Annotated in this window: 25 protein-coding genes; 11 read left to right on the top strand and 14 right to left on the bottom strand. The window is 69.0% G+C overall.

Going from position 1 to position 17753, the window contains the following annotated elements:
- Positions 1–325: 325 nt before the first annotated feature.
- The 6 genes from MKK84_RS16010 to MKK84_RS15985 are packed head-to-tail and all read right to left on the bottom strand — an operon-like array spanning position 326 to position 4336.
- Positions 326–667, bottom strand: a complete 342-nt coding sequence (locus tag MKK84_RS16010) for a hypothetical protein (protein WP_243921301.1) — start codon at positions 665–667, stop codon at positions 326–328.
- Positions 668–669: 2 nt separating this feature from the next.
- The gene (locus MKK84_RS16005) at positions 670–1503 is read right to left on the bottom strand and encodes a metallophosphoesterase (protein WP_243921298.1); all 834 of its coding nucleotides are present in this window, start codon (positions 1501–1503) and stop codon (positions 670–672) included.
- On the bottom strand, positions 1500–1835 hold the full coding sequence (locus tag MKK84_RS16000) for a hypothetical protein (RefSeq protein ID WP_243921379.1): 336 nt from the start codon (positions 1833–1835) through the stop codon (positions 1500–1502). The genes MKK84_RS16005 and MKK84_RS16000 overlap by 4 nt, the downstream gene beginning before the upstream one ends.
- The gene (locus MKK84_RS15995; RefSeq protein WP_243921296.1) at positions 1828–2511 is read right to left on the bottom strand and encodes a hypothetical protein; all 684 of its coding nucleotides are present in this window, start codon (positions 2509–2511) and stop codon (positions 1828–1830) included. Before MKK84_RS15995 ends, MKK84_RS16000 begins: the two co-directional genes overlap by 8 nt.
- Positions 2508–2747 (bottom strand): hypothetical protein, encoded by a 240-nt coding sequence (locus tag MKK84_RS15990; protein WP_243921294.1) that lies wholly within the window; start codon positions 2745–2747, stop codon positions 2508–2510. Before MKK84_RS15990 ends, MKK84_RS15995 begins: the two co-directional genes overlap by 4 nt.
- A gap of 11 nt (positions 2748–2758) precedes the next feature.
- Positions 2759–4336: an AAA family ATPase gene (locus MKK84_RS15985; protein WP_243921292.1), complete on the bottom strand. Its 1578-nt coding sequence runs from the start codon at positions 4334–4336 to the stop codon at positions 2759–2761.
- A 343-nt stretch (positions 4337–4679) separates the two neighbouring features.
- Here MKK84_RS15985 and MKK84_RS15980 point away from each other — a divergent pair, with 343 nt between their 5' ends.
- From MKK84_RS15980 to MKK84_RS15955, 6 genes are read left to right on the top strand one after another with little or no spacing between them, the layout of a single operon-like run.
- A complete protein-coding gene (locus MKK84_RS15980; RefSeq protein WP_243921291.1) occupies positions 4680–4979 on the top strand; it encodes a hypothetical protein in 300 nt (99 codons plus the stop codon).
- Positions 4976–5215 (top strand): hypothetical protein, encoded by a 240-nt coding sequence (locus MKK84_RS15975; RefSeq protein WP_243921289.1) that lies wholly within the window; start codon positions 4976–4978, stop codon positions 5213–5215. Before MKK84_RS15980 ends, MKK84_RS15975 begins: the two co-directional genes overlap by 4 nt.
- 2 nt (positions 5216–5217) lie before the next feature.
- Positions 5218–5370, top strand: coding sequence for a hypothetical protein (locus MKK84_RS15970; RefSeq protein WP_243921287.1), 153 nt, complete (start codon positions 5218–5220; stop codon positions 5368–5370).
- A gap of 2 nt (positions 5371–5372) precedes the next feature.
- Positions 5373–5639: a hypothetical protein gene (locus MKK84_RS15965; protein ID WP_243921285.1), complete on the top strand. Its 267-nt coding sequence runs from the start codon at positions 5373–5375 to the stop codon at positions 5637–5639.
- Positions 5640–5650: 11 nt separating this feature from the next.
- The gene (locus MKK84_RS15960; RefSeq protein WP_243921283.1) at positions 5651–6070 is read left to right on the top strand and encodes a hypothetical protein; all 420 of its coding nucleotides are present in this window, start codon (positions 5651–5653) and stop codon (positions 6068–6070) included.
- 11 nt (positions 6071–6081) lie between these two features.
- Complete coding sequence (locus MKK84_RS15955; protein ID WP_243921281.1) at positions 6082–6384, top strand: hypothetical protein; 303 nt, start codon at positions 6082–6084, stop codon at positions 6382–6384.
- Between the two features lie 14 nt (positions 6385–6398).
- Here the strand turns inward: MKK84_RS15955 and MKK84_RS15950 are convergent, their stop codons facing one another.
- Both MKK84_RS15950 and MKK84_RS15945 read right to left on the bottom strand, forming a co-directional pair.
- On the bottom strand, positions 6399–6665 hold the full coding sequence (locus MKK84_RS15950; RefSeq protein ID WP_243921279.1) for a hypothetical protein: 267 nt from the start codon (positions 6663–6665) through the stop codon (positions 6399–6401).
- Positions 6655–7401, bottom strand: coding sequence for a hypothetical protein (locus MKK84_RS15945; protein WP_243921277.1), 747 nt, complete (start codon positions 7399–7401; stop codon positions 6655–6657). Before MKK84_RS15945 ends, MKK84_RS15950 begins: the two co-directional genes overlap by 11 nt.
- Before the next feature lie 825 nt (positions 7402–8226).
- Here MKK84_RS15945 and MKK84_RS15940 point away from each other — a divergent pair.
- Together MKK84_RS15940 and MKK84_RS15935 are read left to right on the top strand one after the other, a co-directional pair.
- Positions 8227–8499, top strand: a complete 273-nt coding sequence (locus MKK84_RS15940) for a hypothetical protein (RefSeq protein WP_243921275.1) — start codon at positions 8227–8229, stop codon at positions 8497–8499.
- 582 nt (positions 8500–9081) lie between these two features.
- Positions 9082–10080, top strand: coding sequence for a hypothetical protein (locus MKK84_RS15935; RefSeq protein ID WP_243921273.1), 999 nt, complete (start codon positions 9082–9084; stop codon positions 10078–10080).
- A 7-nt stretch (positions 10081–10087) separates the two neighbouring features.
- On the opposite strand, the gene tgt is transcribed toward MKK84_RS15935, so the two are convergent.
- Both tgt and queA read right to left on the bottom strand, forming a co-directional pair.
- Complete coding sequence (gene tgt, locus MKK84_RS15930; RefSeq protein ID WP_243921271.1) at positions 10088–11224, bottom strand: tRNA guanosine(34) transglycosylase Tgt; 1137 nt, start codon at positions 11222–11224, stop codon at positions 10088–10090.
- A complete protein-coding gene (gene queA / locus MKK84_RS15925) occupies positions 11221–12285 on the bottom strand; it encodes a tRNA preQ1(34) S-adenosylmethionine ribosyltransferase-isomerase QueA (RefSeq protein WP_243921268.1) in 1065 nt (354 codons plus the stop codon). The genes tgt and queA overlap by 4 nt, the downstream gene beginning before the upstream one ends.
- Before the next feature lie 97 nt (positions 12286–12382).
- Between queA and MKK84_RS15920 the strand changes: the two genes are divergently transcribed.
- The 3 genes from MKK84_RS15920 to MKK84_RS15910 all read left to right on the top strand — a co-directional run bounded on the left by MKK84_RS15920 (position 12383) and on the right by MKK84_RS15910 (position 13844).
- Positions 12383–12631: a hypothetical protein gene (locus tag MKK84_RS15920; protein ID WP_243921267.1), complete on the top strand. Its 249-nt coding sequence runs from the start codon at positions 12383–12385 to the stop codon at positions 12629–12631.
- 11 nt (positions 12632–12642) lie between these two features.
- A complete protein-coding gene (locus tag MKK84_RS15915; RefSeq protein ID WP_243921265.1) occupies positions 12643–12858 on the top strand; it encodes a hypothetical protein in 216 nt (71 codons plus the stop codon).
- A 98-nt stretch (positions 12859–12956) separates the two neighbouring features.
- On the top strand, positions 12957–13844 hold the full coding sequence (locus MKK84_RS15910; RefSeq protein ID WP_243921263.1) for a cation diffusion facilitator family transporter: 888 nt from the start codon (positions 12957–12959) through the stop codon (positions 13842–13844).
- 8 nt (positions 13845–13852) lie between these two features.
- On the opposite strand, the gene MKK84_RS15905 is transcribed toward MKK84_RS15910, so the two are convergent.
- From MKK84_RS15905 to MKK84_RS15890, 4 genes are all read right to left on the bottom strand, one after another.
- Positions 13853–15109 (bottom strand): SfnB family sulfur acquisition oxidoreductase, encoded by a 1257-nt coding sequence (locus MKK84_RS15905; protein ID WP_243921261.1) that lies wholly within the window; start codon positions 15107–15109, stop codon positions 13853–13855.
- Positions 15110–15149: 40 nt separating this feature from the next.
- Complete coding sequence (sfnG, locus tag MKK84_RS15900) at positions 15150–16265, bottom strand: dimethylsulfone monooxygenase SfnG (protein ID WP_243921259.1); 1116 nt, start codon at positions 16263–16265, stop codon at positions 15150–15152.
- A gap of 211 nt (positions 16266–16476) precedes the next feature.
- The gene (locus MKK84_RS15895; RefSeq protein ID WP_243921257.1) at positions 16477–17238 is read right to left on the bottom strand and encodes an SURF1 family protein; all 762 of its coding nucleotides are present in this window, start codon (positions 17236–17238) and stop codon (positions 16477–16479) included.
- Positions 17235–17609, bottom strand: a complete 375-nt coding sequence (locus MKK84_RS15890; RefSeq protein ID WP_243921255.1) for a DUF983 domain-containing protein — start codon at positions 17607–17609, stop codon at positions 17235–17237. Before MKK84_RS15890 ends, MKK84_RS15895 begins: the two co-directional genes overlap by 4 nt.
- Between the last annotated feature and the right edge of the window lie 144 nt (positions 17610–17753).

Raw genomic sequence — 17753 nt, 5'->3', positions numbered from 1 at the left:
GGCGGCAATGGCGCGCCAGCCGACCTGACGCCACTCCAGAAGCTCTCCGCGATCGCCGAGCTGCTCTACGGGTCGCGCTGGACGACAGACGTCGTGCGAGATCTCGGCCATGGGGACGGGCGGACCGTGCGGCGGTGGAAATCCGGCGAGGCGCAGGTCAGCCCCGGCGACGTCGCGCACCTCCGCTGGATCGCCCGGAAGCGCGCCGAGGACATCGTGCGCCTGGTCGGCGACCGCCTCGACGAGCCGGTCAAGCCCAAGCGGGATCCAGCCGAGATCAGAGCCCGCTCTAGGCTGTCATGGCCGCGCCCCGGGCCGGGAGGGGCTAGCCCGCCGGGCAGGGGGCAGGCCCGACGCGGCGCTGGAATCGGACGCCGTCATGCATCAGTGCGCCGGAGGGCGTGACCTCAAAGTCGGTGTCGTAGGACACCGTGGATCCCCCGTTGGCGTAGCAGGCCGTCGACCACACCCGGCCGCCCTCCAGCCTCACGGCCGCGCAGTCGAGCGCGTCGATGCCCATGCGCCCGCCTTCGCGGATGCTGATGGGGAGGACGTCCGCCCCGACCGGGCAGTACAGGCCGGCCGGGGGCAGCATCCACGTCGTGTCCTCCGCGGCGGCCGGCGCGGCGAGGACGGCCAGGGCCGCCGCGAGATTGAGGGTGCGCATCGTCAGATCTCCAGGATGAGGGAAGGATCGAACCGCGGGTTCTCACGGCCGTCGACCGGGGTGCCGTCCCGGCGGACGTAGCTCATGTCGTGGCCACGCGGATTGGCCAGCACCCGCGTGCCGCCGTGGCGGTAGTCCCGGCTCACGTGGACGTGCCCGTGGATCCAGAGCGCCGGCGCCGTCGGGCCTTCCATGATCGCCGACAGGTCGCTGGCGTACGCCGCGCATGTCGGCTCGACGGGGCCTTCCCACGACAGGCTGCGCGGGTGCGGGGCATGATGCGTGACGACGATCGTCGGGCCCGCGTGCGGCTCGGCGAGGACGCGCTCGATCCGGGCACGGTGGTCGTTGTGCAGTTCCAGCGCGGCCAGCGTCCTGAAGGGCGCCGGGGACCCGAGCCTGTCGCGCGTTTGGATTCTGTTGTGGTCTCTCATCCCCCGCTCGCGATCGCCGCAGTCCCGCAGCGCCCATGCCCGGGGCCACCTCGGCTCGCCGAGCGCGTAGTCCGTCCACAGTGTCGCTCCGCAAATGCGGACGCGGTCGACGTGCGTCGTCTGACCGCCGTCGAGCAGCGTGATCCCGGCCGCGGCCGCGGCAGCCCGTGCAGCCTCGATCTCATCGGGGATGCGGGTGCCGTAATAGTCGTGGTTGCCGGCGACGTCGATCGTTTGCCGCGCCCGGGGCACGACGTGTTCGGCGAGCCAAGGAATCGACCGCCTGCAGAGCCCGTCGGCGATGTCGCCGGCGACGATGGCGAGGTCGACGCGCGGTCCCGGCGGCGGCGTCCAGGCGGACGCGTCGACGTGGAGATCGGACAGCACCCACACACTCGTCACCGCACCCTCCATCCCTCGACCCAAGCCGTCCCATCCACCTCGAACCAGGCCGCGGCCGCGCTGATGACGACCGCCCCGTCTGCCCTGAAACCTTCCGCGGCGACCCGGTACCGGAGCCGGATCGCACCCGCCGGCCGGGGCGCCTTGACGATGGTGCCCGCCGCCCATGCATGGACGTCCCGGGCGCCGGTCCGCAGGCACCGTAGCCGGGCCGCCTCCGAGGCCCGGAAGACCACGTCGCGCAGCGCGATCGCCGGCACGTGCGCGACGACCCGGCCGCCCTCGCGCACGCTCCAGAGCCGGCGGCCGCGGTGCCGATAGACATCAGCCATCGCCACCGACCCGCTTCGTCCTCTTGCGGCCTCGCGCCTCGTCGCAGGGATCGCATGCGATCACGTGCCAGCCGCCGCGCCGATGCCTTCCCGGGGCGCCGCAGGTCTCGCAGACGACAGTAGAAAGATGCTCCGCAGCGCTGATGATGACGTTAATCTGATCCCGAAAATCCCTGGGCTTGCTGTCGAAATACCATCTTAGGCTCGCGAACTTTTGCTTGATCTGAGATGAGACCACGCCGTCCAGGAGATCTTCCCGGCGCAGGACTTCCGCGACCGCGCGTACGACCTCAATCCATGGGACGCCGATCTCCAGGCTCGCGAGGGGGATCAGGTGGTAGTAGTCGGCGTGGAGGTCGTACTCGGCGTCGCTCTGATCCTGCGGCTCCAGCCCGCCCCCGGGCGTGTACCGCTCCGACCGGATCGCGACGAGGCGGGCGGCGATCTGCTCGACCAGGGAGACGAACTCCGGAGCATACCGGTCGATCGAGGCGGACGAATAGGTCTGGCCGTCCTCCGGATCGGGCCGGATCGCCGTCGTGCCCGACACGGTCAGCGAGATCCGCACGGCGCCCTCGTGCGGGATCTCCCTGATGATGAGGGTGGGCTGCGGGCCGTAAAGCCCCTCCAGATACCCGTGGAGCTCCCGGTGTGCGCGGCGGCTGCGAATGCTCACGACGGGCTCCATGTGCGGGCGCGGGCGGGCGGGAGGCGGGGGACGGCGCGCAGGAATCCGACCGCCGCGCGGCCTTCTCCGGCGGCCAGATCGGGGTCGCGATCGCCGTCCTCGGCAAGCCGAAGGAGGGCGGCGATGTAGCTGTAGACGCCGCCGGCGAGGGACGGCTCGACGCGTTGGTCGAGGACCGCGGCCTCGATGTCGTCCCGCATGGAGCGGAGGGCTGACACGGACATGGCGCCCCCCCTCAGTGCGCGAAACGGTTGCTGGACCGGAGCCCGACGATGTGTTCGACCGCCCGCTTGACGGGTCGCAGCGAGCCGCCCCGCCATGCCTTGCGGAGGGCTTCGTATTCGGTCCCGTCGAGATCCTGGATCCACCGCGGATCCGCATGCTCGGCCCGGAGCCCTTGCAGGACGGACTGCACGATCACCGGCAGGTCCTCCCGGCGGGGGGCGCCGACGGGGATCGTCACGAACCGGTCGAGGAGCGGGCCGCGGAGAGGCTCCGTCGAGTTCGCGGTCGCGACGAGTGAGATCCCGCTCAGATCACATCGCGTCTCCAGCCCGACGTCCCAGAAATCTCGGCGTTGGCTCGGCTCCGCGATCCCGAGGAGGGCTTCCCGGACGGATCCATTTTGGCCGCCGGGCCCGGCCGCCTTGTCGAGCTCGTCGAGGATGAGCATTCCGCTGGCGGTCTCGTTCTCAATGCAGATCTGCGTCCAAACGGCCGGCCGCGCGCTGCTCCACTGCTTCGACGTCCCGCCGATCGAACCGTCATGTGCGCCGGCACAGGCGTAGACGAGGGACGGCACGCCGAGCGCGGTGGCGAGGTCCCTGGCCAGCTCGCTCTTGCCGGTACCGGGCGGGCCGACCAGCACGATGTTGGGGATCGCCGTGTGGGACCGACCAAGAAGCAGGCCGACGATCCTTGCGATCGCCGGAGCCGCCCAAGGCCGTCGGGCCGTCAGTTCCCGGCCTAGGGCCTCCAGATCCGGGAGCGGGCGCAGCGGCAGCCGGCGGCCGACGAGCGTGCCGGCCTGCCCGGGGACCTTCTTGCCTGCCGGCGGCGCCGGGATAACGACAAGGCCGGGCGCGACCGCGCCGGCCAGCGCCGCGACGTCCGCTGGCTCGTCGATCCGCCCCGCCGGCACGGCCCGACCGGTCCCCACCGGCAGTTCCTCCGGCGGCTGCGCGACCTGGGCGATCGTGCCCATCAGGGCACGGGCATTGCCGCGCACGACCGGCCACGACGCCACCAGCGCCGGGTCCGCGGCATCCGACGGCATGTCCCGGCGGCAGAGCCCTGCGAACGCGAGCAGCGAGACGACGACCTCGCGCAGCGGCACGGGATCCCCGCCGGCGACGTGGAGGTACGAGCCGATGGCATCGTGCGCGATCGCGACGGCCCGGCCGGCGGCGTCCTGGCAGCCGAGCAGGGCGCCGTACACCGCGCAGCGATCGGCAATGTCCCCGTAGAGGTCCTCGATCGTGATGTCGGGCTCGAACCGCCGGATCGCCCCGAGCGCGTGGATCTCGGCGTCCTCGCACGAGTTGGGCGACACGTCCGAGAGCAGTCGATCGAGGGCTGCCCGCACGTCCTCGGCAAGACGGCCGCCCTCTGGGGATCCGAGCAGCCGCCCGGCCCACCGCGTCGCGTCGACGGCGACGCTGCCCCCGGCCAGTGCGGCACCGGCCAGCAGCTGCTCGATAGTGGGGATTTCTCCCGGCGGGAGCGTGATCGCCTTCCGGTGGCGGTCCTCCGATTCCGCGTAGGTCGCAATTCTGGCGAGGCGCCGGGCGCGGCGCTGGTGGTCGTCGGACATCGGGGGGCTCACTCTAGAAACGGGGACGCGCAGGCGGGCGCCGAGCAGGGCTCAGGCGGTGGCGGCGGTCCGTTTCAACGAGAGAGCGAGGGTCACGGGGAGATCTCCGGGGACAAGTCTCCATAAAAGCCTGGACGGGGGGCGGCGTCTACTGGGGCGTTCCCAGATTGGTTACGCAATCCCTGGCCGGATCGTAGACCGGATGCCTCGTATATGATGCATCACGGCCCTCGGTGGGCCGAATGACTTCTATATGCGTCATCCCGGTCCTTGGCGGCATCGGCCAGTCGCGAATCGTTGCCAGTGATATGCTGTGGACAACGGCGGCGGCGGGGTGCGGGCGATGGCGAACGGGATCGAGGCGACACGGGACGGGCGGGCGTTCTACGCGCTGCCGAACGAGGCGAGGAGCACGTTCCGGCGAACCGTCGCCAGCGCGCGGTGGGGGCGCAAGGAACCCCTCGCCGCATTTGCGGCGGTGGGGATCACCGATCTGCTCCGGCACACGCTCGACATGTTCGACCTCGCAGCGGCCGGGCTCGCCTCCCTCGACGAGGAAGATCGCGCCGCAGCCGGGCTCGCCCTGTGCGGGCAGGTCCTCCCGACCGAGGCCGCCGTCGCGACGAAGGGGGCCTGCGCATGATCTGGCTCGGGATCTGGCTACTGCTGTCCGTGCTGGCGGGCATGGAGATCGGCCGCATCATCGGCTGGGGCAACCCAACACCGAGCGCGCCCGAGCCGGCTCGGCCCACGACCTCGTCGCTGGTCGGGGAGGTCCTCGCCCGCGGGCGCGCTGACGGCCTCAACGACAGGCAGCTCGCCGGCGGGATCCAGGTCGTCCTGCAGAGCCACGGCTTCCTGCCGCGCGAGGAGGTCTGACGATGGGCGAGCTCACCGTCCTCGTCTGCTCGCTCATGTCAGCCGTCCTGATACTCATGGTGCTCATCGTGGCGATCGTCACGACGATCGAGCGCACGGATACCAGCGACGTCGCCCGGCTGCGCGAGGCGCTCTCCCCCCGCAGGAAAGCCTGATCATGACCCGCCCCGCCCCCTCGGCCGCCCTACTCCATCGGCTCGCCCGGCGGTTCGGGGACGCCCCAGGGCATGCCGCCTGGCGCGCCCGGGTCGCGGCAAGCCCGGCCGATCCCGAGCACGTAACGCGTTACGTGCTGGAGAACCCTGACGCGGATCCGGCGCCCCCGCGGGGTGGGCACACCGAGCTCGTCCTGGAGCGCTTCACCGAACAGGACGCCCGGATCCGGTGCGGCGGGCTGCCCGCCGTCTGGTCGGCCTACAGCTGAGGGAGGGCACTATGGCCAAGGGCACACTGATACCGAACGGGGACGGCACGTTCGCCCTGTCCACCGGCAAGCTGCACCTTAACCGGGTGTCCCTCCCTGCGCTGAGCGTGGCGATGACCTGCCGAACCCAGCAGGCGACGGTGGCCGGATACGAGGATGCTGAGGACGGGTCCTGGTCCGTCACGCTCGCCGACGTGAAGCTCGCGGCCGCTCCCGTCCTGAAGGTCGAGCCGACTTCGTGGTTCGGCGAGTGCCTCAGGCAGTACGTACAGGCCGCCATCGACGATGGCCTCTGGATCCCGCCGGAGAACGTCACGGCAGACGGGATCGTGGCGGGCATGACGTTCAGTCCAATCGGCTCGAAGACGGCCATCGGCAACTCCGACGTCGATCGGATCGAGCTCGGGTGCCGCGTCGAGTTTGGTAGCTGAGGGAGAGGGCGATGACCGGTAACGAGCGCACCATCCGCCGGGAGCTCCGGCGGTCGGGCATACCGATCCACGCCTGCCGCCGGACGGCCCGGCGCCTGGCCGCCCAGGCCGAGGTCGACGCAACCCTCGCCTCGCTGCAGGCCTTCGTCGGCCGCCGGTCGGGCCCGCCCGGGGCGGACATCCCGGCCGAGCGCGCGGCGCAGCAGGGGGCGGCGATGGGGGCCGCCGTTGCGCTCACCTTCCTCGATCTCGGCCGTTGGATCGGCACGGGAATCGACCGCCTCCAGGCTCACGTAAACAAGCGGCCGGGCTGACGGCCGCCGTCGGCTCACCTCCCGCCCGGGCGCATCTCCGGCGGAAGGTCCGGGTTGGCCTGGAGCCGGGCGATCCGCGCCTTGCAGTCGGCGGTGAGATCGGTGACGCCTCGGGATTCGTGCGGAACGACGCGGCGGTAGCGCCCGGCCAGCTCGGCCTCCTCGGCGGCCAACGCGACGGCACGCTCGGACCGGAGCCCGAGGGCGCAGCGGATCTCGCCGGACAGGCGCTCCGCCTCTCCGTAGACGGCGCGGAGTTCCAGGTAGGTGTCAGGCCACATGGATCGGGCGTTTCTTCGTGCGGGTCTGGATCAGAGGCTTCCTCGCCTCGGTGAACAGGCACTGGACGCGCTCGGCGTGCCTGTAGCCGACCGCGCCGGCGACGAGCTCGTGCCACATGATGTAGTGGGGATAGCTGAGGGAACGGCGGCTGGCGTCATGCAGCCGGGCCAGCAGCGTACACATCGCCAGCACGTGCGCGTTCGTGATGCGCACGCCCTGTTCGATCGGCTCGCCATGGCCGAATCTCGCCAGCTCCCGGTGCCAGGTGGGGCGCATGGGGTCAATGGGATCGTCGCGCTGGGTCCTAACGATCGCCAGGGCCTTCCTCATGTACGTGCGATCCTCGCTCGTCAGGTGCCCGTAGACCCACCGGCCGATGGCCTCGTAGTCGGACGGCCCGAACAGCGCGTCGACGGCGTCGAGGTAGAGGCCCGACACGCGTTCGCGGTGGAATGATCCGAACGCCATCAGCGCACGCCCACAGTCGGGGTGATACATCAGGGGGACAAGGGCCCTGCACGTCTCGCGCAGGTCGTCGTCCGTGACCTCCTCGTCCCGCTCTCCGAGGCCGGGCAGGTCGACCCGGTTCTGGAGGAGGCAGCACAGCCAGTCGTCCGACTGCTCGCTGTCGTAGGAGGCCCTGGCTATCCGGATGGACCGGGAGAGCTCGGCCCGCTCGTCGGCCGTGAGCGCCGCATATACGGCGCCGCCGATGTCATGGGGTGGGGTGGGCATGTGTCGGTCCTCGTTGCTGCGTCGCACACGAGGTTCGCCTTCGGACGCCGAGAGTCCATGGCCGAGAGGGTCCGTGGTAAATGCGAAGGCCGTGGCCTGGAACGCGTGACGGCGTTCCGGACACGTTCCCCGGCCACAGGTCGGCCACAGGTTGGGGTCTGTGGGCCACGGATTGCTGACGACGGCGGACCACCGGGGACTACGGCCGACGATGTTGCTCCGCAGGGGAAATGGACATACGAGAGCGCGGCGACACCGTGCGTTCCCCCGTTCGGGACGTGGGGGTCGCAGGTTCAAATCCTGCCACTCCGACCAATACTTAGCAGAGACTGGTATAGCTGACCCGACAGTTATTCCGACAAGAAATTGTCTCTGATTTTAGCGGCCGACCTTACCATCTTTGCGCTGCGCAAGCTGGATCGGTGACCTCTATATAGTGCTGACTTTCCCCACCAATCACCCTGGTTTCGTGACCGTGGAGGCTGGCCAATACCTTGGCCGTACCCGGCACAGCGACGTCAGCCCGCGTCGGATCGGATCCGGTCCTAGGCCCGCACCGGATGGCAGCGTGGCCAACAGGCCCAGGGCGTGCGCCTGCCTCAACGATGACGCTGCGATCCGAGATGAAGTGATCAAAGCTCCAGCCGCTGCGTCGAGTTGCGCGGAGGCGTGGAACTCGTGGACCGGAAAGCCGCCAGCATAGAACTGAAGCGAAAACGCTGCCGTGCGGATGCCAGCGGTTGGTCGGGGAGACGTGGCCTGACTGTAGCGGCCGAGCCACAGACGCCCACCATAGGTTGTGTTACCTGTTGCTGGGAGGTAGATATGACCAACGGCGCGAAAGCAATAATCGAGGCTATCAAATCCCTGAAGGAAATTTTTCGATCGAACGGGCTGAGCGACCGATTTTTCATAGAGTTCGACGATTATAATTCTGGAAAGTCAGTTCAAGATTTCATCGCGGACGAGACTGGTGTTACTCTATCTTCGGGTGGTTGGCTCAGCGATGGACCAGAATATAAACTTATCTGTCGAGATCAGGTTGAAGTTATGGGCGCCAGGATCCGATGGCCAATCCAGAGCATGCCGGGCGGTTAGTATCGCTTAGGTTATATAAAATACGCTGCGCGGCTGAGCAGTGGAGGCTGAGGGAGGGAAATGGGCTCTCGCAAGCGGCGGGCTCGCTATGGCGGCCGCCACCCCTCTGCCGAAGTAGGGCCAGTGAAGTTGCCGATCCCGATCAGGGTCATCGCCTCTCCTGAGTGGGTCCCGAGCATCAATCGGTCGGCCCCTCGGCAGCACGGAGCGCGCCAACACGGAACTCATCGTGGGTCCACGCCGGCATCATGTCGATCAGCGGCGGCGGGTTTGAGCGTGCCGCGAGCGTTACGATGGAGAGCGTCACGAAGGCCGCGAAGCACATCGCGACAAAAGCCTTGTTCCCCGAAGGATGGAGCCGTCGGCACTCCAACGCGGGATGATGTGCATTACTGCGGCGACGATGTCGGCCACCTTCGAAGCCGGGAAGAGCTGAAGTCGAGGAACGCTGAAGGCACGCCGGCGAATTGCTCGGATCTCGGCTAACGGTCTGCGACAGCGCGGCGCGAAGCGGATATGTTCGCTGCCATGGCCTCGACACCCTCAGCGCCCGACTGTCCCAGTCCAGCGCCTGTCGCCTGGATGGCGTTCACGCGGGACTTCCTTGCCGGCACGATCCTGGTCGGCGCGGCGGCGCTGGTTTTCGTCGCTGCGATGGATCCCTACGGCCTGCGCGCAGCGCCCGGGCATCCGCCGGGTCCGATCATGGACACCAACCAGCGGCTCTCATACCCGCAGATCGCCCGCGGCGGCCGGTTCGACGCCGCGGTCTTCGGCACCTCGACGTCCCGCCTGCTCGATCCGAACGCCCTCGACGAAGCCTTCGGCGCCCAATTCGCGAATCTTGCCGTGAACGCCGCGACGCCGGACGAGCAGATCCGCCTCGCCGAACTTTTCATCGCGCACCATGCGGTGCGTGCGGTCCTGTTCGGGCTCGATGGGACGTGGTGTTCGGCCGATCCCCCCGCCCGTACGGCCAACGCCTTCCCGGACTGGCTCTATGCGGAGGGCACGCCGTGGGGCGTGCTGCGCCAGGTGAACCTGCGTGCGGTCACCGTGGCGGCGCAGGTCGGGCTCGCGCGTACCGATTTGGCCCGTCCGCGGATCCGGCAGGACGGTTACGCCGTCTTCACACCGCCGGAGGATCGCTACGATCCGGAGCGCGCGCGCGCCCATATCCGCGCGGGTGCTGCCGATCCGAGTGCCATTGTCGATCCAGTCGATGCGCCCATGCCGGCGCTCGGCCGCCTCGATCATCTCCTGGACCGCGTGGCCGCCGATGCGGTCAAGCTCCTCGTCTTCATGCCGGTCCACGCCGCCGCACAGGGCGCGCCCGGGACGGCGGCGGGTCGGCGCGAGGCGGCTTGCAAGCGCCAGGTCGCCGCGATCGGCGCCGGCCACGGCGCCACGGTGGTGGATTTCCGTTTCCCGTCGCCGCTCACCAGCCAGGACGCGAATTACTGGGACGCGCTGCATTACCGCTTGCCGGTGGCGGCGCGGATCGTCGCCGATCTGAAGGATGCGGTGGCGACCGGCGCCGACGACCCCGCTGGCACCTACCGGGTGCTGGCCCACCCCTGATCCGGCCTCACGCGGCGGCGCGCTCGGACCGCGCCCAGCCCGCGCGAGTCTCGCTGCAATATTCGGCGTATCGACCATCCCGGATCGCGTCCCGGGCGCCGGCCATCAGGTCCTGATAGTAGGCGAGGTTGTTCCAGGTCAGCAGCATCATCCCCAGGATCTCGTTCGACCGGACCAGATGATGCAGATAGGCGCGCGAATAGTCCCGCGTCGCCGGGCAGGTCGAGGCCTCGTCCAGGGGGGCCGTGTCCTCGGCGTGGCGGGCGTTGCGCAGGTTGACCCGGCCATGGCGCGTATAGGCGAGGCCGTGGCGGCCGGCGCGGGTCGGCATCACGCAGTCGAACATGTCGATGCCGCGGGCCACTGCGCCGAGGATGTCGTCGGGCGTGCCGACACCCATCAGGTAGCGGGGCTTGGTGGTCGGCAGGTGCGGCTCCACGGTCTCGATCATCGAAAACATCACCGCCTGCGGCTCGCCGACCGCGAGGCCGCCGACCGCGTAGCCCTTCAGGTCGAGGCCGCTCAGTTCGCGGGCGCTCTCGATCCGGAGGGCCGGGATGTCGCCCCCTTGCACGATGCCGAACAGGGCCCGCTCGGGCTGGTCGCCGAAGGCGATTCGGCAGCGCTCGGCCCAGCGCAGGGACAGGTGCATCGCCTTCTCGATCGCCGCATGGTCGGCCGGCAGGCGCACGCATTCGTCGAGCTGCATCTGGATGTCGGAGCCGAGCAGCCCCTGGATCTCGATGGAGCGCTCCGGGCTCATGTGGTGCGCCGTGCCGTCGATATGCGAGCGGAAGGTCACACCCTGCTCGTCGATCTTCCGCAGGGCGGAAAGCGACATCACCTGGAAGCCGCCGGAATCGGTCAGGATCGGCCGGTCCCAGTTCATGAAGCGGTGCAGCCCGCCGAGGCGCGCCATCCGCTCGGGGCCGGGGCGCAGCATCAGGTGGTAGGTGTTGCCGAGCACGACGTCCGCCCCGAGGTCGCGGACCTGTCCGGGATACATCGCCTTGACGGTGGCGGCCGTGCCGACCGGCATGAAGGCCGGCGTCCGGATCGCGCCGCGATGCGTCGTGATCGCGCCGGTGCGGGCGGTGCCGTCCTGCGCGTGCAGGCTGAAGCCGAAGGGGAGGGGATCGGTCATGGTTGGTCCGCGCGCGGGCCCGGGAAGAGCAGGCTGGCGTCGCCGTAGGAGTAGAACCGGTAGCCGGCCTGGATCGCGTGCGCGTAGGCGGCGCGCATCGTGTCGAGGCCCGAGAAGGCCGAGACCAGCATGAACAGTGTCGAGCGCGGCAGATGGAAGTTCGTCACGAGCGCGTCCACCGCCCGGAAGCGGTAACCCGGCGTGATGAAGATGTCGGTCGGCCCCGAGAAGGGTGCGAGGGTCCCGTCCGGGCGCGCTGCGCTTTCCAGCAGGCGTAGGGCGGTAGTCCCAATCGCGACGATCCGGCCCCCCGCGGCTCGGGTCGCGTTGAGCGCCGCGGCGGTGTCCGCGTCGAGGATACCGATTTCCGCATGCATCCGATGGGCCTCGGTATCCTCGGCCTTCACCGGCAGGAACGTGCCCGCTCCGACATGCAGCGTGACGTGGTGGCGCCGAAGACCGGCCGCGTCGAGATCCGCGAGCAGGCCTTCCGAGAAATGCAGGCCCGCCGTTGGGGCCGCGACGGCGCCGGGGTTCCGGGCGTAGATCGTCTGGTAGTCGGTGGTGTCCCGCGCGTCGGCGGCGCGCTTGCCGGCGATGTAGGGGGGCAGCGGCAGGACACCCTCTGCCGCGATAGCCATGTCGAGCTCAGGCCCCGACCTGTCAAAATCGAGCACGATCTCGCCGGCCTCGCCCTTCTCAGCCACGGTGGCGGTCAGATCGCCGAAGCGGAGCATGTCGCCGGGGGCGAGCCGCTTGGCCGGACGGCCGAAGGCACGCCAGCGCGCGGGTCCCTCGCGCAGGTGCAGCATTGCCTCCGTACGCTGACCGGGCGCGCCTGGCCGCGTGCGTACGCCGTGGAGGCGGGCGGGGATCACCCGGGTGTCGTTGAACACCAAAGCATCGCCGGTCCGCAGGGCACCGGGCAGATCGCGCACGGTCCGGTCGGCCAAAGCCGTCTTCGGCCGCACGACGAGCAGCCGCCCGGCATCCCGCGGCTCGGCCGGGCGCAGGGCGATGCTGGTCTCCGGCAGGTCGAAATCGAACAGGTCCACGCGCATCGCGGGCTGCGTGCACCGAACCGCAGGCGGTTTCAACCGCGGAACCCCTGGGGATCGCGCCCGTTTTCCGCGTCACCGAGACGCGAGATGACCATCGATGCCCTGGTACGCCGTTCGCCCCCGTGACGAAGCCGACCCGCGATGGCCGGTGCCGGGTAAGCCCGAGATCGTGCTGAAGGCCCAGAGCCCCGACGAGGCACGGTCGAAATTCGAGGATGCCTATCCGAGCCAGCCCTTCGGAAGCCCGACGGTGCCCGTGCCGGATGCCGGCCTGGGCAGTTTCCGCGGGGAACCGGACGCGCTGGTCGTGACCGAGACGGGCGAGCCGCCCGCCCAGCGCGGTTAGGCGCCGTGGCGATGCCCAGCCGGAACCGGCGCGTGACCCTGGACGGTCAGCTGCTCGGCTATTGGGAGCGTGAAGCGGCCCGCCTCGACTCCCTGGCCGCTGCCGCACGCTTCGCATGGCAGCGCCGCCGATTGGCGCGGAAAGCGGAGACTGCCCGTGCGAAGGCAGCGACGAGTCGCGAGCGCGAGGCCGCCCGCGGGAACGCGCCCGGATCGATCGAGACTTAGCCAAGGCTAAGACCTTTTCGGAAGCGTCGAACCTTTGCCGTGGCCTGGGACAAGGTTCATGCCGTATGGGCGCGGCCACCCCAACTCGGCGCCGACCCATGGATCGTACCCAGAAAGCCGCTCTCTTCAGCGCGGGCATCGGCCTCGCCGTCACGGCCCTGAAGTTCTACGCCGCTTGGCTCACCGGCAGCCTTGCGCTGTATTCGGATGCCCTCGAGAGCATCATCAACGTGGTGGCCGCGATCGGCGCCTTCGTGGCGTTGCGGGTTGCGGCGCGTCCGGCCGACGAGGATCATCCCTACGGGCACCACAAGGCCGAGTTCTTCTCGGCGGTGATCGAGGGCGCGCTCATCATCGTGGCGGCGCTCCTGATCCTGCGCGAATCGTATTACGGCGTGCTCGCGCCCAAGCCCCTCGACGCCCCGGCCCTCGGCGTAGCGATCAATGTCGGGGCCGGCATCATCAACGCGGTCTGGGCCATGGCGCTGATGCGCTGGGGTCAGCGGTGGCGCTCGCCGGCCCTGATCGCCGACGCGCGCCACATCTTCGCTGATGTCGTCACGTCCTGCGGCGTCCTGATCGGTGTCGGAGCCGTGCTGGTCACCGGATATCCCATCCTCGATCCGATCGTGGCCGGGCTGGTGGCGCTGAACATCCTCTGGTCTGGCTTCCGCATGGTGCGCGAATCGGTCGACGGTCTGATGGATCGCGCGGCCCCGCACGAGATGGTGAACCAGATCCGGACGCTGATCTCGGAGCACGGCGAAGGCGCGCTGGAGGCGCACGACGTGCGCACGCGCGCGGCCGGGCAGGCCACGTTCATCGATTTCCACCTCGTGGTCCCCGGCGCCATGAGCGTCGAGGCCTCGCACGCGATCTGCGACCGGCTGGAGAACGCCCTGGAGACGACCATCCCTGGGGCGGTGGTGACGATCCATGTCGAGCCCGGCGAGCTGGCCAAGGCCCGCGGCGTGCCGGTGCTCTGATCCGGCAATCAGCTCCAGGCGTGGAGCGGCGGGGCGACGCCGTTCAGCGCGTGGTTGCCGATGATGGCGTATTTCCACCGAACCGGGTCGTGGAGCGTGTGGGTCCGCGCGTTCCGCCAGTGGCGGTCGAGGTTCTCCGCCGCCAGGGTCGAGCGGGTACCCGACAGCTCGAACAGCTTGTTGGAGGCGGCCAGGGCGACCTCGGTGGTCAGCACCTTCGCCTCGGCCACCGCCAGTTGCGCGGCCGCCACGCGCTGCGCATCCGGCTTGGCCACGGCCTCGTCGAGGAGGAGCCCCGCCCGATCGAGCAGGGCTTCCGCGGCGTGCTGGCGAATCGTCAGGTCACCGATCGCCTGGATCGTGTAGGGATCGTCACTTGCGCGCTCCAGCCCGCTGTCGATCCACGGCCTGGCCTTCTCGCGGACAAACCGGATCGTGTCGTCCAGCGCCTCCCGGCCGATCCCGGCATCGATTGCCGCCTGGATGATCTGGAATACGGCGCCGTCCGCGGTTGGCGCCTCGTAACCCTTCCAGGCCGGGACCAGATGCGTTTTGGGTACCCGGACATCCTCGATCAGCACGGTTCCGCTCGCGGTGCCGCGCTGGCCGAAGCTCGACCAATCGTCGATGATCGTCAGGCCCGGCGCATCGCGCTCGGCGATGGCGTACCAAGCCCGGCCCTCGTCATCGAGGGCGACGATCGGAACGAGATGTGCGAGCAGCGCGCCGGTCGCGTAGAACTTCTGGCCGCGCACCACGACATGGTCGCCGTTATCGATGACGCGCGTGTCGAACTCGGCCGCCCGCTTGGTGCCCCGCTCCGAGAAGGCGTTGCCGAACCGCGTGCCGCGCAGCACCTCCCCGAACAGCAGCCGTTTCTGCGCGTCGTCCGACACGGTCCGGATCGCCGCGATGATGCCGAGATGGTTCTGCGCGATCTGCGCGATCGCGGGATCGGCTGCCGCGATGATGGCGATCACCTGCGCCAGGGTCCGGTAGGACACCTCAGGCCCGCCATAGGCCCGCGGCACGTTGATCGACCACAGGCCGCTCTGCGAGAAGGCGTCGAGCTCGGCGAGCGGACGCACGGCGGCGCGATCCCGCTCCGAGGCGCCGGTGCGGAAATCGGCTGCCAGCCGGCGGGCGATGTCGAGCGCCTCCGAGTCGCCGCCGATGACGTGGGCCTGGGTCGGGGGGCGTTCCGGACCGGATGCGCCCCGCGCGCCCTGTGGTTCGAGGGTCCGTGCATCGACAGCGATGTTCATGGCACGCTCCTGATGGATGGCGAAGGGAAACGCTGGACGGTCAGGCCGCTTCGGCGCGCTGGGCGCGGGCGGCCTCCAGGGCGCGCACCCGCGGGATCACGTGCGTACCGAAATACGCGACCTCCTCCTGGAAATGCAGGAAGGCCAGAAGCGCGAGATCCGCACCGGCATCCTTGAGAGCGAGGATCCGCTCGGCGATCTGATCGGGTGTACCGATCAGGTTGGTCCGAAAACCGTCGTTGTACTGGACCAGATCCTCGAAGCTGGATTTTGCCCAGTTGCCCTCGCCCTCCGGCGAGGCCTTGCCGGCATTCTTCGCCTCGTGGCCGAAGGCCTTTACGGCATCGGCGTCGGCGTGGTCGATGATCTCCTGAAGAACGGCGCGGGCCTCTTTCTCGGTCTCGCGGGCGATCACGAAGGCGTTGACGCCGATCCGCGGGTTGTTGCCGCTCTGCGCCGCCTTGGCGCGAATATCGTCGACCTGGGCGCGGATGTTGTCGGGCGTGTTGCCGTTGGTGAAGTACCAATCGGACACCCGGGCCGCCATGTCGCGCGCTGCCCGCGAGGAGCCGCCCTGGAAGATCTCCGGCAGCGGCTGACCCGGCTTCGGCTTCAACGTGTAGTCGCTGTACCGATAGAAATCCCCGCGGAAGGTGAAGTTGTCCTGGGTCCAGATCCCGCGCAGGCTGCGAATGAATTCCTCCGAGCGGCGGTAGCGCTCGTCATGGTCGAGCCACGGCTCGCCGATCGCCCGGAACTCGCCCGAGAACCAGCCCGACACGATGTTCACCGCAACGCGATTGTCGGTGAGCTGTGCGATCGTGGCGATCTGCTTCGCGGCGAGCGTCGGGTTCCAGGGGCCGGGTAGGATCGCGGCGATCACCTTGAGCTTCGTGGTGGCTGCCAGCAGCGCATGGCTGAACGCCACCGACTCGTGCTGGTATTCGGCGCCATAGCCGGCGGTGAACCGGATCTGCGTCAGCGCATAGTCGAAGCCGGCTTCCTCGGCGATCTGTGCCAGCTTCCGGTTGTAGTCAGCGTCCCAGCTTGTTCGTTGCGGGATCTTGCTGATCACGAGGCCGCCCGAGACGTTGGGCACCCAGTAGGCGAAACGGATCGGCGCAGGCTCCGCTTCCGCAATGTGAAGGCTGGTCATTCGGCGCTCCCTGGACCGAGCGGCGCCCTGCGCCGTGTCCATTTCGAGGGATCGCCGCAAACTGAATACAAGATCCAGAGAGCGGCCGATCGATCAAGTCGAGCGGAAGTATTCCGGCGGAACGGCCGCAGGTCAAAGGAACGGGTTGCCCTTTTGAACGCTGCCTAGATGAGGCTCTTCTTCGAAAGTGGCTCAGCGGAGCGGGTTTGTGCTAGGCCTCTTGCCGCGTGTCCGGCTCGTGAAGGCGGCGCCAAGCGAACACGGAAAAGACCGCAATCAGGCAGGCCGCGAGGCTGAACCACGTGAACGCGTATTGCAGGTGGTTGTTGGGCAGATCCACCCGGAGCTGGCCACCGCGGGGCCAAGTGGTCGGGCCGGGGGCCGCATCGGCCTCGATCAGATAGGGCGCGACGTCCGAGAGACCGCGGGCGGACGCGATACCAGCGATGTCCCGGTTGAACCATTCACCTCGTGCCGGGTCCGGCTCCGGCACGAACAGGCCGCGCGGCTCGCTGGCGCGCAGGATGCCGGTCACCGTGGTGGACCCGTCGATCAGACCGTCCCGCCGATCCGATTGGGCCTTGAGCTCGGTCGGGACGAAGCCGCGATTGATCAGCACCATGCCGCCGTCGTCGCGCACGAAAGGCGTCAGCACATAATAGCCCTGCAGAGCCCGGCCCGGCGTCTCGCCGGCGGCGAGCCCGTGCACCAGCGTCTCCTTGTCGTTGAGGAAGCGGCCGCTGACGCGCACGTGGCGGAATTCGTCCCGGGCCGGATCCCAATCCGCGGCCAACGGTGGTGCCACCGGCGCCGCCTGGGTCTGCCGGACGATGCGGTTGATCAGCTCCTCTTTCCAGGACTTGCGTTCGATCTGCCACGTCCCGAGGCCGATGAGGATCGCCAGCGCAATCAGGGCGGCGATGCCGGGCGCGACGAGATCGCGCCAGGCGCCTCTGGCGACAACGGCCGTCACGGTTCGAAACGCCCTTGCTCGGCCTTGTTGCTGTACTGGAGGGCGATCAGCATGCCCTTGAGCGGCCGGACGAGGATCAGGCTGAGGCCGACCGACATCGTGACGGCGACCAGCGCGTGGACCCAGATCGGCGGCTCGTAGGTAATCTCAAGCCACAGGGCGAGACCGACCACGATCAAGCCGACGATCGACATGACGAAGAAGGCTGGGCCGTCGGCCGAGTCGAAATGCGAATAATCGAGCCCGCAAGACTCGCAGGCGGGCCGCAGGGCCAAGTAACCCTTGAACAGGTGACCCTCGCCGCAGCGCGGACACCGGCCGCGTAAACCCGTGGGGACCGGCGGCAACGGCGCGTAAATGCGGTGATCCACGGGCAGACTCCAGACTCACCCGTATGTCGACGACCATGCCGCATCCGAGGTGTCCGCAACGATATGGGGATTCGCGGGGTCCGGACACGAAAAAGGGCGGCCAAAGCCGCCCTTCACAGGTCCGCCATGCGGTGGCGGGATGGA

It is taken from the genome of Methylobacterium sp. E-065, assembly GCF_022829605.1.
Taxonomy (GTDB): domain Bacteria; phylum Pseudomonadota; class Alphaproteobacteria; order Rhizobiales; family Beijerinckiaceae; genus Methylobacterium.
This window is presented reverse-complemented; position numbering and strand designations above follow the sequence as displayed.